Annotated in this window: 14 protein-coding genes; 13 read left to right on the top strand and 1 reads right to left on the bottom strand. The window is 64.9% G+C overall.

Translation table 11 applies throughout. The features are described from left to right. Window positions 1–131: 131 nt before the first annotated feature. The 10 genes from F8237_RS12985 to phoB all read left to right on the top strand — a co-directional run bounded on the left by F8237_RS12985 (window position 132) and on the right by phoB (window position 10,092). A complete protein-coding gene (locus F8237_RS12985; protein WP_151645212.1) occupies window positions 132–1,526 on the top strand; it encodes an OmpA family protein in 1,395 nt (464 codons plus the stop codon). Window positions 1,527–1,528: 2 nt separating this feature from the next. After that, window positions 1,529–1,831 (top strand): hypothetical protein, encoded by a 303-nt coding sequence (locus F8237_RS12980; RefSeq protein ID WP_162006024.1) that lies wholly within the window; start codon window positions 1,529–1,531, stop codon window positions 1,829–1,831. Between the two features lie 423 nt (window positions 1,832–2,254). Further along, complete coding sequence (locus F8237_RS12975; RefSeq protein ID WP_151645208.1) at window positions 2,255–3,310, top strand: lysylphosphatidylglycerol synthase domain-containing protein; 1,056 nt, start codon at window positions 2,255–2,257, stop codon at window positions 3,308–3,310. Window positions 3,311–3,342: 32 nt separating this feature from the next. After that, window positions 3,343–4,641, top strand: coding sequence for an ATP-binding protein (locus tag F8237_RS12970; RefSeq protein ID WP_151645206.1), 1,299 nt, complete (start codon window positions 3,343–3,345; stop codon window positions 4,639–4,641). A gap of 144 nt (window positions 4,642–4,785) precedes the next feature. Beyond that, a complete protein-coding gene (pstS, locus tag F8237_RS12965) occupies window positions 4,786–5,799 on the top strand; it encodes a phosphate ABC transporter substrate-binding protein PstS (RefSeq protein ID WP_151645204.1) in 1,014 nt (337 codons plus the stop codon). Window positions 5,800–5,976: 177 nt separating this feature from the next. After that, window positions 5,977–6,966 carry a phosphate ABC transporter permease subunit PstC gene (gene pstC / locus F8237_RS12960; protein ID WP_162006371.1) on the top strand — a complete coding sequence of 330 codons (990 nt, stop codon included), beginning with the start codon at window positions 5,977–5,979 and terminating at the stop codon, window positions 6,964–6,966. 4 nt (window positions 6,967–6,970) lie between these two features. Next, the gene (gene pstA / locus F8237_RS12955) at window positions 6,971–7,816 is read left to right on the top strand and encodes a phosphate ABC transporter permease PstA (RefSeq protein ID WP_151645200.1); all 846 of its coding nucleotides are present in this window, start codon (window positions 6,971–6,973) and stop codon (window positions 7,814–7,816) included. Then, window positions 7,813–8,634: a phosphate ABC transporter ATP-binding protein PstB gene (gene pstB, locus F8237_RS12950; RefSeq protein WP_151645198.1), complete on the top strand. Its 822-nt coding sequence runs from the start codon at window positions 7,813–7,815 to the stop codon at window positions 8,632–8,634. The genes pstA and pstB overlap by 4 nt, the downstream gene beginning before the upstream one ends. Before the next feature lie 11 nt (window positions 8,635–8,645). Then, entirely contained in the window at window positions 8,646–9,362 is a 717-nt protein-coding gene (gene phoU, locus F8237_RS12945; RefSeq protein WP_151645196.1) for a phosphate signaling complex protein PhoU, read from the top strand. 22 nt (window positions 9,363–9,384) lie between these two features. Then, window positions 9,385–10,092 carry a phosphate regulon transcriptional regulator PhoB gene (gene phoB / locus F8237_RS12940; protein ID WP_008143479.1) on the top strand — a complete coding sequence of 236 codons (708 nt, stop codon included), beginning with the start codon at window positions 9,385–9,387 and terminating at the stop codon, window positions 10,090–10,092. 245 nt (window positions 10,093–10,337) lie between these two features. Here phoB and F8237_RS12935 read toward each other — a convergent pair whose 3' ends face one another. Continuing rightward, on the bottom strand, window positions 10,338–10,850 hold the full coding sequence (locus tag F8237_RS12935) for a GcrA family cell cycle regulator (protein WP_015689154.1): 513 nt from the start codon (window positions 10,848–10,850) through the stop codon (window positions 10,338–10,340). Window positions 10,851–11,302: 452 nt separating this feature from the next. Between F8237_RS12935 and F8237_RS12930 the strand changes: the two genes are divergently transcribed. The 3 genes from F8237_RS12930 to F8237_RS12920 all read left to right on the top strand — a co-directional run bounded on the left by F8237_RS12930 (window position 11,303) and on the right by F8237_RS12920 (window position 14,696). Then, entirely contained in the window at window positions 11,303–12,511 is a 1,209-nt protein-coding gene (locus F8237_RS12930; RefSeq protein WP_162006023.1) for an aspartate aminotransferase family protein, read from the top strand. Beyond that, a complete protein-coding gene (argF, locus tag F8237_RS12925; protein WP_151645191.1) occupies window positions 12,511–13,434 on the top strand; it encodes an ornithine carbamoyltransferase in 924 nt (307 codons plus the stop codon). Before F8237_RS12930 ends, argF begins: the two co-directional genes overlap by 1 nt. Window positions 13,435–13,688: 254 nt before the next feature. Next, window positions 13,689–14,696 carry an Hsp33 family molecular chaperone gene (locus tag F8237_RS12920; protein ID WP_151645189.1) on the top strand — a complete coding sequence of 336 codons (1,008 nt, stop codon included), beginning with the start codon at window positions 13,689–13,691 and terminating at the stop codon, window positions 14,694–14,696. The last annotated feature ends 207 nt before the right edge of the window (window positions 14,697–14,903 follow it).

Below are 14,903 nucleotides of genomic sequence, written 5' to 3'. Positions count from 1 at the left end.
ACTTAGGGTGTGACCCTTGAAGAAAAAGTTATTCCAATTGTCCATGCAGAGCCTTGGGAGGGCCGCCATTTCAGGTTTGACAGCCTGCCAAGGGTTTGTTTTGTCTCCGGTTCCAGATTTCAGGTCGTCGAATGCAAAAGCTTTTCAGGTGGGCCAGCAAATGGTGGCCAGGGCTGATCCCCCTGGCCGTCATGTGGGGATTTGCGGCCTGGAATAACACTTTGCCGGTCGAGGCGGACCTCTCCGCCCGCAGCTCGGCCGCCCTGAAGGACACCGTCCTGGACAAGACCCGGATCACGGTGGACGGCCGCGACGTCAGCCTGGCCGCGGACGCCTTTTCCGAGGAAGGGCGCCGTGACGCCGTGATGGCGGTCGAGATCGTGCCCGGTGTGCGCGTGGTCGACGACCGGACCCGCCTTGTTCCCGAGGCGAAACCCTTCGTCTGGAATGCCGAACGTGACGTGGTGCGGGTGACGCTGTCGGGCTCCGCGCCGCTGCCGTCGATGAAGGGCCGGCTGACCGAGGCGGCTCGCAAGGAGGTCGGCGGCGTCGAAGTCGCCGATCAGATGGGTCTGGCGCGCGGTGCGCCGCCGCGGTTCGAGGCGGCCGCGATGCTGCTGCTCGACCAGATCGGCAGGCTGAAGGACGGCAAGATCACGATCACCGACACCAAGGTCAATCTCTCCGGCATGGCGCGTGATCTCGGCGGCCGCGAGGCGATTGCGGCTGCGCTCAAGAACCTGCCCGAGGGCTTTTCGATCGCCGCCAACGAGATCAAGGCGCCGCCCTATATCTTCCAGGCCTACAAGGACCCGGTCGCCGCGACCGTGACGCTGACCGGCTACGTGCCCGACAACAATCTGCACGCGGCCATTGCAACGAGTGCTTCGCGAAAGTTCTTCACCGAGAAGGTCGTCGACAATCTCAAGGCCAGCATCGGAGCCCCCGGCTCTTTCAATACCGCGGTGGTCGCAGCCCTTGGCGCATTGTCGCGGCTGTCGACCGGCACGCTCGTCGTCTCCGATCGCGAGGTGAAGCTGTCGGGCGATGCGCTCTACGAGGGCGCCGCGAACGACATCCGCGCAGGCCTCGGCAAGGATTTTCCCAAGAACTGGCAGTACAAGCCGGAGATCACGGTGAAACCCGCGGCGGGGCCGGTCGACGGCACCGTCTGCCAGCAATTGTTCTCGGAGCTGCTGAACAAGGGCAAGATCCGCTTCGCAACGAGGCGCGCCGACATCGATCCGGACTCCGCCGGTATTCTCGATCATCTCATCGAGACGGCATTGCGCTGTCCCACCACCAATATCGAGGTTGCCGGGCATACCGATGCCGACGGCGAGGACTCCGTCAATCAAGCTCTCTCGGAGAAGCGAGCCCAAGCGGTGATCGACTATCTGGTCAAGGCCGGCCTGCCCGCCAGCCGCTTCACCGCGGTCGGCTATGGCAGCACGCAACCCGTTGCGGGCAACGACACTGACGACGGCAAGGCGCAGAACCGCCGCATCGAATTTCTGGTGAGGTGACGATGCCCTATCTCGTCTCGTTTCATATGGGCTGGCTGATCGGCTCGCTGCTGCTCGGCTTCTGCATGGGCTGGATCTCGGTGGTCCAGCGCGGCAACGGCACTTCGAAGGTGACCGCAGGCTGGCTCGCGGCGCTCGCCGTCGCCCTGGTCGCAGCCTCCCTCGCGCATGTGGTGCCCGGCCGCTTCGGCTACTGGCTCGACCTCGCCCTGATCATGTTCGCCTGCTACCTCGTCGGCTGCACCATTGGCGCCTGGCTGCGCGACCGGGTGGTCTCGCGGAGCCAGCCTGCGGCTGCTCTGTGATGTTGCCGTGCACCCTGGTCGCGGAGGGCACCGGAAAACCGTGACCAGACGCACCGGTCGCCCCCTCTTTCAACGGGCGGGCGCGGCCCATAGATTGACGTCGGCTTAAGCCATGACGGAACATTATACGGCTGAAATCATCAAAACTTCATCGCACCTGCGCAGGATTGCCATGGAGATTCGCGCCAGTCTTGCCGCCGAAAGCGCCAAACCGTGCATCAGGAGTCCGCAATCCTGCCTAAAATATTGAAGGCACGAGTTTTTGTTCGAATTGGCGAATTCCACTGCGCCCGAAAACGCGCTAGTGGAGAGACAGGGGGCATGCGCGATGCCGGAGCCGGTGGCGAGGGTTCGTTGAGTGCCTGTGCGTCGTCCGCCTGTCCGCCGGCCACCCTGGCCGCTGAAGCGTTTTTCGAGGTCTAGATGCTGGAAGCCATACGCAGGGCGATGACGTTTCTGCGCCAGAAGCAAGTCCTGCATAAGCTTGGAGTTGTGATCAGCGTCGCGGTCATCGGCATCGCTTGCTATGTGCTCTACCACATGCTGCGCGGCATCGACATGAACGAGGTGATCGAGGCGATCAAGAGCACCGAGCCGCGCCAGATCGCGATGGCGGCGCTGTTCGTGGCCGCGGGCTATTTCACCCTGACCTTCTACGATCTGTTCGCCGTGCGTGCGATCGGCCACAGCCATGTGCCTTACCGCATCAACGCGCTCGCCGCCTTCACCAGCTACTCGATCGGCCACAATGTCGGCGCCAGCGTCTTCACCGGCGGCGCGGTGCGCTACCGCATCTATTCGGCCTATGGCCTGAACGCGATCGACGTCGCAAAGATCTGCTTTCTCGCCGGCCTGACCTTCTGGCTCGGCAATGCCGCGGTGCTCGGCCTCGGCATCACCTACCATCCGGAAGCCGCCGCCTCGATCGACCAGCTGCCGCCCTGGCTGAACCGGGCCCTGGCGATGGCAATCATCGCGGGGCTGGTCACCTATGTGGTCTGGGTCTGGACCCATCCGCGCGTGGTCGGTCGCGGCCCCTGGACCGTGGTGCTGCCGGGCGGTCCGCTGACGCTGCTCCAGATCGCGATCGGCATCATCGATCTCGGCTTCTGCGCGCTCGCGATGTACGTGCTGGTCCCGGACGAGCCAAATCTCGGCTTCGTCGTGGTCGCCGTGATCTTCGTCTCGGCGACGCTGCTCGGCTTTGCCAGCCATTCGCCCGGGGGCCTGGGCGTGTTCGACGCCGCCATGCTGGTCGGCCTCTGGCAGATGGACCGCGAGGAGCTGCTTGGCGGCATGCTTCTGTTCCGCGTGCTCTATTATCTGTCTCCCTTCGTCATCTCTGTAATCTTGCTGACGTTTCGCGAGGTTATAATCGGCGCGCGATCGAAGCGACTGCAACAGGCGGCGCTCAAACTCGACCCGGGCCCGGCGCCTGAAGCCGCCTATGTGAGAGAGCGTAGCGACGGCGGCGCCTGACCGGCACTGCCCCCAAGGATAAGCCTGCCCCGATGGCGATCGACGCCCCATCTTCTCCCTCCGCACAGCCATGGTCCGACCGGCTGCGGCACTCGACGATCATCCTGATCGCCGCGGCGCTGGCGCTGTCGGTGCTGGTCGCGCTCGGCGAATTGTCGGTGATGCGGGCAGTCGCGGTATTGCTGTGCATCGCGGCTGCGGCGCTGATCCCCTGGCGGCTGCACGATACCGCCACCTCGCGCGACGACACGCGGCGCGTCAACCCGGTCGAGAGCGCGGCGGTGGCGGCGGTCGTCGCCGGCATGCCGGACCCGGCGGTGCTGCTCGACCGCGCCGGCCGCGTCATCCATCTCAATGCCGCGGCCGCCCAGCTGGCGCCCGCGCTGCGCAGGAACGAGCTCGCCCAGTTCGCACTGCGCTCGCCGGAAATCATCACGGCGCTGCGCGAGTCGATCGCGACCACCGAACCGCGGCGCGCCACCTATCTCGACCATGTACCCGTCGATCGCTGGATGGAGCTGATCATCACGCCGGTGCCGGTGCCCACCACCTTTGGCGGCGCCGACAAATGCATGCTGATGACCTTCCACGACCAGACGCCGCTGCGCCGGGTCGAGGAGATGCGCGCCGACTTCGTCGCCAACGCCAGCCACGAGCTGCGTACGCCGCTCGCCGCGCTGTCGGGCTTCATCGACACGCTCCAGGGCCAGGCCAAGGACGATCCCAAGGCGCGCGAGCGCTTCCTCGGCATCATGCACAACCAGGCGACGCGGATGGCGCGCCTGATCGACGATCTCTTGTCGCTGTCGCGGGTCGAGCTGTCGGCCCATGTGCGGCCCGACGCCCTGGTCGACCTGCTGCCGATCATCTTCCAGGTCGCCGACGGGCTCGAGCCGCTGGCCCGGGAACGCCAGGTCGAGATCGAGACCAACCTTCCGGAAGCGCCGGTGATGATCGCGGGCGACCGCGAGGAGCTGCTCCGCCTGTTCGAGAATTTGATCGAGAACGCGCTCAAATACGGTGCCTCGGGCGGACGCGTCATCGTGTCGCTCGTGCCCGGCTCGGCCCCTGATGGAACTCAGGAAATCCGGGTCCTGGTCCGCGATTTCGGCCCCGGCATCGCGCCCGAGCACCTGCCGCGGCTGACCGAGCGGTTCTACCGGGTGGACGTCGGCGACAGCCGCTCGCAGGGCGGGACCGGGCTCGGATTATCGCTGGTGAAACATATTCTTAACCGTCATCGCGGCCGGCTTCTGATCGAAAGCGTGCCCAAGCAGGGCGCCACTTTCACGGCTTGTTTTCCCCAGGTCAGGACTCCGGCTTCAGCCTGAAATCAAAGTCATTTCAGCTGGTTACGCCTGTCATCCGACTGTCACGAAACCTTCGTAAAAGCACAGCCGACCGCTCCTAAAGGGGCGGCACGGGGAGCGCGATCGGGCGCTGATGGCGCTTCGCTCCCCTGTATGGAGACCAGCATGAATTTCCTCAAGACGATCGTCGCTGCCGGCTTGGTCGCCGCATCGACGACGGTAGCCTTTGCTGCCGACATCACGGGCGCCGGTGCGACCTTCCCCTTCCCGATCTATTCGAAGTGGGCTGACGCCTACAAGAAAGAGACCGGCAACGGTCTGAACTACCAGTCGATCGGCTCCGGCGGCGGCATCAAGCAGATCCAGGCCAAGACCGTGACCTTCGGCGCCAGCGACGCGCCGCTCAAGGCCGAGCAACTCGAGAAGGACGGCCTCGTCCAGTGGCCGATGGTGATGGGTGCCATCGTTCCCGTCGTCAATCTCGATGGCGTGAAGCCGGGTGAGATGGTGTTCGACGGCGAGACCCTCGCCAGCATCTATCTCGGCAAGATCACCAAGTGGGACGACGCCGCGATCAAGAAGCTCAATCCGAACGTGAAGCTGCCGTCGGAGGCCATCACCGTGGTCCGCCGTTCGGACGGCTCGGGCACCACCTTCAACTTCACCAACTACCTCTCCAAGGCCAGCGCGGACTGGAAGAGCAAGATCGGTGAAGGCACCGCCGTCGAGTGGCCGGTCGGCGTCGGCGCCAAGGGCAACGAAGGCGTGTCGGGCAACATCAGCCAGACCAAGAACTCGATCGGCTACGTCGAGTATGCCTACGCCAAGCAGAACAAGCTGACCTACACCGGTCTCGTCAACAAGGCCGGCAAGACGGTGCAGCCGACGGTCGAAGCCTTCCAGGCGGCCGCGTCCAACGCCGACTGGGCCAAGGCTCCCGGCTACTACGTCATCCTGACTGACCAGCCCGGCGAGAAGTCCTGGCCGATCACGGCGGCGACCTTCATCCTGATGCACAAGGAACCGACCGACAAGGCCGCCTCCAAGGAAGCGCTCAAGTTCTTCGCCTGGGCGTTCAAGAGCGGCGACAAGATGGCCGAGGAGCTCGACTACATCCCGATGCCCGACAGCGTCGTGAAGCTGATCGAGAAGACCTGGTCCGCCGACATCAAGAGCTGAGTAGGGCTCTCGTGTCCCGGACGCGCTGCAGCGTGCAACGCTGCAGCGCAGAGCCGGGACCCCCAAGCGCTAGGCCCCGGATCAGCGTCGCACCGCTTCGCGCTGCAAGGCATCCGGGGCGCGAGACCGGCGACCTAAAAGCAAGTATTGTTAGTACAGGGGATCGGCGTGGCTGAGATGGCTGTCGAGCGCAATGTAGTTGATGCCGCCGGACCTTATGATCGCGCCAAGGCGTTGAGCGCGTTCAAGCTCGGGGACGTCACGTTTTACTGGATCACGCGCCTGAGCGCGATCTCCGTGCTGCTGATCCTCGGCGGCATCATCATTTCGCTGATCGTCGGTGCCTATCCGGCGATGAAGGAATACGGCCTCTCCTTCCTGTGGACGCAGCGCTGGGCGCCGTCCGCCGATCCGCCGGTGCTCGGCGCGCTCGGACCGATGTACGGCACGCTCGTCACCTCCTTCATCGCGATGCTGATCGCCATTCCCGTCGGCATCGGCATTGCGATCTTCCTGACCGAGCTGTGTCCGCAATGGCTGCGCCGTCCGATCGGCATGGCGATCGAGCTGCTCGCCGGCATTCCCTCGATCATCTACGGCATGTGGGGCTTCTTCGTGCTGGGCCCGTTCCTGGCCAACAGCTTCCAGCCGTTCATGATCAAGATCTTCGACGGCGTTCCCGTGCTCGGCGCGATCTTCGCCGGCCCGCCGTCCTATCTCAGCCTGTTCAATGCCGCGCTGATCCTCGCGATCATGGTGCTGCCCTTCATCACCTCGATCTCGGTCGACGTGTTCAAGACGGTGCCGCCGGTGCTGAAGGAAGCCGCCTACGGCGTCGGCTGCACCACCTGGGAAGTCGTCCGCAGCGTGGTGATCCCCTACACCCGTGTCGGCATCATCGGCGGCGTCATGCTGGCGCTGGGCCGTGCGCTCGGCGAGACCATGGCGGTGACCTTCATCATCGGCAATTCGTTCCGGATCTCCTCGTCGATCTTCGCGCCGGGCACCACGATCTCGGCGGCGATCGCATCCGAATTCGCCGAGAGCGACGGCCTGCACCAGTCCGGCCTGATCCTGCTCGGCCTGCTGCTGTTCGTGCTGACGTTCTTCGTGCTCGCGGGAGCGCGGCTGATGCTGATGCGGCTGGAAAAGAAGGCGGGGAACTAGCGCCATGAATCCGATCTATTCACGCCGCCGCCGCAAGGACTTCGTCATCCGCGGCCTCTGCTTCGCAGCCGCCGCCTTCGGCGTCACCTGGCTCGCGCTGATCCTGATCACGCTGCTGTACAACGGCCTTGCCGGCCTGAACGTCCAGTTGTTCACCGAGAACACGCCGCCGCCCGGCTCGAACGAAGGCGGTCTGCTCAACGCCATCGTCGGCTCGCTGATCATGACCGTGATCGGCGTCGGCATCGGTGCGCCGCTCGGCATGTTCGCCGGCACCTACCTCGCCGAATACGGCCGCAACGATCGCCTGACCTCGGTGATCCGCTTCATCAACGACATCCTGCTCTCGGCGCCCTCGATCATCATCGGCCTGTTCATCTACGGCGCGGTGGTGGTGCCGATGCGCGGCTTCTCGGCGATCGCGGGCGCGCTCGCGCTGGCGGTCATCGTCATCCCGGTGGTGCTGCGCACGACCGAGGACATGCTGCTGCTGGTGCCGAACGCGCTGCGCGAGGCGGCCTCCGCGCTCGGTCTGCCGCGCTCGCTGGTGATCAAACGCATCGCTTATCGTGCTGCCCGCTCCGGCCTCATCACCGGCGTGCTGCTCGCGACCGCCCGCGTCGCCGGCGAGACCGCGCCGCTGCTGTTCACCGCGCTGTCGAACCAGTTCTTCAGCCTCAGCCTGAACAAGACGATGGCGAACCTGCCGGTCACGATCAACAACTTCGTGCAGAGCCCCTACGCCTATTGGAAGCAGCTCGCCTGGAGCGGCGCGCTGCTCATCACCCTGACCGTTCTTGCCCTGAATATTGGCGCGCGCATCCTTGGCGCCGAGAGGACCGCAAAATGAGTGAGCTTTCCGTATCGATGAGCGCGGCCGGTGGCTTGCCCCAGGCGTCGGTGCTGCCCGAGGCCCCCGCCAAGGTGACGGTGCGCAACCTGAACTTCTATTACGGGGAGCACCACGCGCTGAAGAACATCAACCTGGCGCTCGGCACCAACCGCGTCACGGCGTTCATCGGCCCGTCGGGCTGCGGCAAGTCGACCCTGCTGCGCATCTTCAACCGGATGTACGACCTCTATCCGGGCCAGCGCGCCAGCGGCCAGCTCATGCTCGACCAGACCAATATCCTCGACCCCAGGCTCGATCTCAACCTGCTGCGCGCTCGCGTCGGCATGGTGTTCCAGAAGCCGACGCCGTTCCCGATGACGATCTACGAGAACATCGCCTTCGGCATCCGTCTCTACGAGAAGATCTCGAAGTCCGAGATGGACGACCGCGTCGAGAAGGCGCTGCGCGGCGGCGCGCTTTGGAACGAGGTCAAGGACAAGCTCAACGCGTCGGGCCTGTCGCTCTCCGGCGGCCAGCAGCAGCGTCTGTGCATCGCCCGCACCGTCGCGGTGCGGCCCGAAGTGATCCTGTTCGACGAGCCGTGCTCGGCGCTCGATCCGATCTCGACCGCCAAGGTCGAGGAGCTGATCCAGGAGCTGTCCGAGAACTACACGATCGCGATCGTCACCCACAACATGCAGCAGGCGGCGCGCGTCTCCGACAAGACCGCCTTCATGTATCTCGGCGAATTGATCGAGTTCGACGACACCAGCAAGATCTTCACGTCGCCGACCGATCGGCGCACCCAGGATTACATCACCGGCCGGTTCGGCTGAGGAGACGGGACATGGGTACTGAACATACCGCAAAGGCCTTCGACACCGACCTGCAGGAACTCACCCGGCTGGTCGCGGAAATGGGCGGCATCGCCGAGCGCATGATCGTCGATTCCGTCGACGCGCTGATCCGCCGCGACGTCGCGCTTGGTCAGCGCGTCGTCACCATCGACGCCGAGCTCGACGCACTGCAGAAGAAGATCGAGGAGCGCGCCGTGCTCACAATCGCGCGCCGCCAGCCGATGGCGGTCGATTTGCGCGAGATCGTCGGCGCGATGCGCGTCGCGACCGATCTCGAGCGCATCGGCGACCTCGCCAAGAACATGGGCAAGCGCGTCGCGGCGCTGGAGACGGATTTCCATCCGCTCAAGCTGTTCCGCGGTCTCGAGCACATGACCGACCTCGTGCAGCAGCAGGTCAAGTCGGTGCTGGACGCCTATGCCGCGCACGATCTGCCGGCGGCGATGGCGGTGTGGAAGGGCGACGAGGAAGTCGATGCCATCTGCACCTCGCTGTTCCGCGAGCTCCTGACCTACATGATGGAGGATCCGCGCAACATCTCGTTCTGCATCCATCTGATGTTCTGCGCCAAGAACATCGAGCGCATCGGCGATCACGCCACCAACATCGCCGAGACCGTGTTCTACATGATCGAAGGTCAGGCGATCACCGACAAGCGGCCGAAGGGCGACATGACGACCTTCGCCACGACAATCCCGAATACCTGACGACTTGAGGAGCGACGACCCGATGGGCGCACGCATTATGGTGGTTGAAGACGAGGAAGCTCTCACCGAGCTGCTTCGCTACAACCTCGAAGGCGACGGCTATGACGTCGAGACGGTGATGCGCGGCGACGACGCCGACACCCGTCTCAAGGAGCACATCCCCGACCTGATCGTGCTCGACTGGATGCTGCCGGGGCTGTCCGGCATCGAATTGTGCCGGCGGCTTCGCACCAGGCCGGAGACCAAGCAGCTGCCGATCATCATGCTCACCGCGCGCGGCGAGGAGAGCGAGCGGGTGCGGGGACTTGCGACCGGCGCGGACGACTACATCGTCAAGCCGTTCTCGGTGCCGGAGCTGCTGGCGCGCGTGAAGGGCCTGCTGCGCCGCGCCAGTCCGGAGCGGCTCGCCACCGTGCTGGCCTACGGCGACATCGAGCTTGATCGCGACAAGCGCCGCGTGGCGCGCTCGGGCCGTCCGATCGACCTCGGCCCGACCGAATATCGCCTGCTGGAGTTCTTCCTGGAGCATCCCGGCCGCGTGTTCTCGCGCGAGCAGCTGCTCGACAGCGTCTGGGGCCGCGACATCTACATCGATGAACGCACCGTCGACGTGCATATCGGCCGCCTGCGCAAGCTGCTCAATCTCGGCCGCGAGCAGGACCCGATCCGCACCGTCCGCGGCGCCGGCTATGCGCTCGACGATCGGTTTGCGAAGGCGGAGCAGACGTAAGGTGATTTAAAGGCTGTTGCTTGGTAGCTGCGGCAGCAATCTCCGCTGTCATCCCGGGGCGCGCGTAGCGCGAGCCCGGGATCCATAACCACAGGATGTGGTTTGGCGAAGACTCGGAGTAACCATCGCTCGCAACAACTGCGCCCTGTGGTTATGGATCCCCACGTCCGCGGGGATGACACCGAGTATCTGGAGCCGTCATCGTGTGACGGCACCCGTCTTGGCAATCAGAGAATTCCGCTAACTCAGCGCGGACCTGGCTTGGCCGGCGCGCGCCGGCGATCCGCTGCCGGCTGATACGCAACCCGCGAGTGCTGGGCGCAATAGGGCAGGCCGGAGAGCGCCTTGCCGCCGCAGAAGAAGAAGTCCGGGCTCGAGGGATCGCCGACCGGCCAGTGGCAGGTCGCCTCGTTGAGCTCCAGCAGCGACAGCCGCTGGCTCATCGGCACCACGTTGTCGTAGGTAACAGGTTCGGCCTCGACCTCGACCTCGAAGGCCTGAGCCAGCGCGGTGTTGCCGCGTGCGATGGGCCGGCTCACCCGCATCATGTGCTGGGCGGGACGCGCCTTGCGCGGCCGCGGCGCAGCGGATGAAGGGCTCTTGGCGCGGCCGGACAGGCCGAGCCTGTGCACCTTGCCGATCACGGCGTTGCGGGTGACATTACCGAGCTCTGCCGCGATCTGGCTGGCCGACAACCCGGCCTCCCAGAGCTTCTTCAGTTGCTCGACGCGATCATCCGACCAGGTCAAAACCGTCATTGCACCCTTTCCTTCGCCGCGCGCCTGCCATCCTGGGGCTGCACAGCGAATGCCTAAGCCTCGAAAAACCCGTGCCGTCAGAATCCCTTAAGGCTCGCCGGGCATCGAGAGCCGCCCGAACGTTTACGCCGGTACATGAGGACTTAGAGATCAGAACTGCCGCACGAGATGTCGTATCTGACAAGCCAAACGCTACAATATGGCGTGACTCACGCGCAAGAGTCCGCCGACTCGCTTCCACATGTTCCGTCGCGAAAACACGCAAGATCGCCACCGCAAGACTACGGATTCATCGTTTCGCGAGGCTTTCCAGGCGGCATTGACACCCGTTTCACGGGGCATAAGATAGTCCCGCGTGCCGCCCTTAAAAGGCGGCATGTTTCGTTTTCCGGGCCGGTGAATGGTGCGTTGCGTAATGCACGCTCATCGTCCGCAACATTCAAGTGACCGTCATGACTAACAGCGCAGCGCCGCATTTGCTCCCCGTTTTCGCCAGGTCCGACCTCGGTTTCGAGCGCGGCGAAGGCTGCTGGCTGATCGCGACCAATGGCGAGCGCTATCTCGATTTCACCTCGGGCGTGGCGGTGAATGCGCTCGGCCATGCCCATCCCGCGCTGGTCAAGGCGTTGCAGGAGCAGGCGACGAAACTCTGGCACATGTCGAACCTGTTCCAGAGCCCGGACGGCGAGAAGCTCGCCGCGCGTCTGTGCAGCGAGAGTTTCGCGGACTTCGTGTTCTTCTGCAATTCCGGCGCCGAGGCGCTGGAGGGTGTGATCAAGCTGGTCCGCCATCATCACTTCTCCAAGGGGCATCCGGAGCGCTATCGCATCATCACCTTCGAAGGCGCCTTCCACGGCCGCACGCTGGCGACGCTGGCGGCGACCGGATCGGCAAAATATCTCGAAGGCTTCGGCCCGCCGATGGACGGTTTCGACCAGGTCCCGCACGGCGACATCGAAGCCGTCAAGAAGGCGATCGGTCCGCAGACCGCCGGTATCCTGATCGAGCCGATCCAGGGCGAGGGCGGCGTGCGTTCGGCGACGCCCGCGTTCCTGAGGGCGTTGCGCCAGGTCTGCGACGACAAGGGGCTGCTGCTGGCGTTCGACGAGGTGCAGACCGGCATGGGCCGCACCGGCGATCTGTTCGCGCATCGCCGCACCGGCGTCACACCCGACGTGATGTCGCTGGCCAAGGCGCTCGGCGGCGGCTTCCCGATCGGCGCGGTGCTGGCGACCGCGGACGCGGCGTCCGGCATGGGCCCCGGCTCGCACGGCTCGACCTTCGGCGGCAACCCGCTGGCGATCGCGGCTGCGAACGCCGTGCTCGACGTCATGCTCAAGCCCGGCTTCTTCGACCACGTGCAGAAGATGTCGCTGCTGCTCAAGCAGAAGCTCGCCTCCGTGATCGACCGCCATCCCGACGTGGTCAGCGAAGTGCGCGGCGAGGGCCTGCTGATCGGCATCAAGGCCGTGGTGCCATCCGGCGATCTCGTCGCGGCGTTGCGGAACGAAAAACTGCTCACGGTCGGCGCCGGCGACAATGTCGTGCGGTTCCTGCCGCCCTTGATCGTCACCGAAGCCGAAATCGAGGACAGCGTCGGGCGGCTCGAGCGCGCCTGCGCCGCAATCTCGTCCAGTCAGACCAAGCGGGCGGCAAGCTGATGAGCAAGTCCCCGAAGCACTTCCTCGATATCAACGAGCTGCCGCTGTCGGAACTCAAGAGCATGCTCGCCGCATCCTCCGCCATGAAGGCGAAGCAGAAGGCGCATCAGCCGGTCAGGCCGCTCGAAGGCAAGACCCTGGCGATGATCTTCGAGCGTCCCTCGACCCGCACCCGCGTGTCGTTCGATGTCGCCATGCGCCAGCTCGGCGGCGAGCCCATCATGCTCACCGGTGCCGAGATGCAGCTCGGCCGTGGCGAGACCATCGCCGATACCGCGCGCGTGCTGTCGCGCTATGTCGACGCCATCATGATCCGCATCCTCAACCACGATGCGCTGCTCGAGCTTGCCGAATATGCGACGGTGCCCGTCATCAACGGCCTGACGCGCCGGTCGCATCCTTGCCAGGTGATGGCCGACCTGATGACCTTTGAGGAGCATCGCGGCTCGATCGAGGGCAGGACGGTGGCCTGGACCGGCGACGACAACAACGTTCTGGCCTCGTGGGCTCATGCCGCCGAGCGGTTCAAGTTCCAGCTCAACGTCGCAACCCCGCCGGAGCTCGCGCCGAAGAAAGTCATGCGCGATTTCATCAAGGCGACCGGCGCGCCGATCATGCTCGGCACCGATCCGGAGGCCGCCGTGAAGGGCGCCGATTGCGTCGTCACCGACACCTGGGTGTCGATGGGCGACAAGGAAGGCGAGCATCGCCACAACGTGCTCAAGCCCTACCAGGTCAATGCGAAGCTGATGTCGCTGGCCAAGCCCGACGCGCTGTTCATGCACTGCCTGCCCGCCCATCGCGGCGAGGAAGTCACGGATGACGTGATCGACGGCCCGCAATCGGTCGTGTTCGACGAGGCCGAAAACCGCCTGCACGCGCAGAAGGGCATTCTGGCCTGGTGTTTTGATGCGGTGAAGTGAAGCGGCGGTAGAGTGGGCTGCTGCGCCACCCTCCGCTGTCGTCCCGGACAAGCGCCGCGCAGCGGCGCGCAGATCCGGGATCCATAACCACAGGACGTCGTGTAGCGATGACTCGGAGTTGTCCATCTCGCGCTATCACGTCATCCTGTGGTTATGGATCCCGGGTTCGCGCTCCGCGCGCCCCGGGACGACACTGAGTTTGAGGCACCCCGCACCCCCTTCCATTTCCGCCCTCCGACCCCAGATAATGCGCCATGGTTTCCCAATCCCCTGACATGAAAACCGGGCCCGAAGGCCCGGTTCGCGCGCCATCGGCGGTTCCGATCGACGATGCCGTGCTGCCCTACGAGGTCGACGCGCTCGACGTACGCGGGCGGCTGGTGCGGCTCGGCCCGGCGCTCGACGAGATCCTGACCAAGCACGATTATCCCCCTGCGGTGGGCAAGCTGCTCGGCGAGGCCATCGTGCTGACGACCCTGCTCGGCTCGGCGCTGAAATTCGAGGGCCGCTTTATCCTCCAGGCCCAGACCGACGGTCCGGTCTCGTTCCTGGTCGTCGACTACCAGGCGCCGGATCGCCTGCGCGCCTATGCGCGCTTTGATGCCGAGCGTCTCGGCGATATCAGGGATTCCGGCACGCTGCTCGGCCGCGGTCATCTCGCCATGACCATCGACCAGGGCCCCGACATGAGCCGCTACCAGGGCCTGGTCGCGCTCGACGGCGGCAGCCTGGAAGACGCCGCCCACGAATATTTCCTGCGCTCCGAGCAGATCCCGACGCGCGTGCGTCTTGCGGTCGGCGAGGAGTGGCGCTCGAACGACGGCGGCAAGCATCGCTGGCGCGCCGGCGGCATGCTGATGCAGTTCCTGCCCAAGGCGCCGGAGCGCGCGCGGCAGGCCGATCTGCACCCCGGCGATGCGCCCGAAGGCGTCGAGGTGCACGCGGTCGCTGAAGACGACGCCTGGGTCGAGGCACGCTCGCTGATCGAGACCGTCGAAGACGTCGAGCTGATCGATCCGGATCTCTCCGGTGAGCGGCTGCTGTACCGTCTATTCCACGAACGCGGCGTGCGCGTGTTCAATCCGCTGGTCCTCAAGGCGCAATGCTCCTGCTCGCGCGATGCGGTCGGTGCGATGCTGAAGAGCTTCTCGGCCGAGGACCGCGCCGACATGGTCAAGGACGACAAGGTCGTCGTGACCTGCGAGTTCTGCTCGTCGGTATACGAATTCACGCCGGACGAGGCGGGCGTGGAAGACGCGTAGGCGTCATACTCCGTCTTTGCGAGCACCACTCCATCCCCGTCACCCTGAGGTGCCGTAGCGAAGCGGAGGCCTCGAAGGGCGATGGCCCAGCTGCAGGCTTCAAATTGCCCGACGGGCAAAACACCTGCGAAGGCTGTCAATCTCTCCTCGTAAAAATATTCCACTTTACCGAAATTCGGAAATGGCGTATGTGTCGCTTCATCCCGG

Source organism: Bradyrhizobium betae, assembly GCF_008932115.1.
Classification (GTDB): Bacteria; Pseudomonadota; Alphaproteobacteria; order Rhizobiales; family Xanthobacteraceae; genus Bradyrhizobium; species Bradyrhizobium betae.
This window is presented reverse-complemented; position numbering and strand designations above follow the sequence as displayed.

Bases quoted from the DNA above. Each gene is read 5' to 3' on its own strand.
- F8237_RS12985 (WP_151645212.1), top strand. From the start codon at position 132: ATGCAAAAGCTTTTCAGGTGGGCCAGCAAATGGTGGCCAGGGCTGATC.
- F8237_RS12980 (WP_162006024.1), top strand. From the start codon at position 1,529: ATGCCCTATCTCGTCTCGTTTCATATGGGCTGGCTGATCGGCTCGCTG.
- F8237_RS12975 (WP_151645208.1), top strand. From the start codon at position 2,255: ATGCTGGAAGCCATACGCAGGGCGATGACGTTTCTGCGCCAGAAGCAA.
- F8237_RS12970 (WP_151645206.1), top strand. From the start codon at position 3,343: ATGGCGATCGACGCCCCATCTTCTCCCTCCGCACAGCCATGGTCCGAC.
- pstS (WP_151645204.1), top strand. From the start codon at position 4,786: ATGAATTTCCTCAAGACGATCGTCGCTGCCGGCTTGGTCGCCGCATCG.
- pstC (WP_162006371.1), top strand. From the start codon at position 5,977: ATGGCTGTCGAGCGCAATGTAGTTGATGCCGCCGGACCTTATGATCGC.
- pstA (WP_151645200.1), top strand. From the start codon at position 6,971: ATGAATCCGATCTATTCACGCCGCCGCCGCAAGGACTTCGTCATCCGC.
- pstB (WP_151645198.1), top strand. From the start codon at position 7,813: ATGAGTGAGCTTTCCGTATCGATGAGCGCGGCCGGTGGCTTGCCCCAG.
- phoU (WP_151645196.1), top strand. From the start codon at position 8,646: ATGGGTACTGAACATACCGCAAAGGCCTTCGACACCGACCTGCAGGAA.
- phoB (WP_008143479.1), top strand. From the start codon at position 9,385: ATGGGCGCACGCATTATGGTGGTTGAAGACGAGGAAGCTCTCACCGAG.
- F8237_RS12935 (WP_015689154.1), bottom strand. From the start codon at position 10,850: ATGACGGTTTTGACCTGGTCGGATGATCGCGTCGAGCAACTGAAGAAG.
- F8237_RS12930 (WP_162006023.1), top strand. From the start codon at position 11,303: ATGACTAACAGCGCAGCGCCGCATTTGCTCCCCGTTTTCGCCAGGTCC.
- argF (WP_151645191.1), top strand. From the start codon at position 12,511: ATGAGCAAGTCCCCGAAGCACTTCCTCGATATCAACGAGCTGCCGCTG.
- F8237_RS12920 (WP_151645189.1), top strand. From the start codon at position 13,689: ATGGTTTCCCAATCCCCTGACATGAAAACCGGGCCCGAAGGCCCGGTT.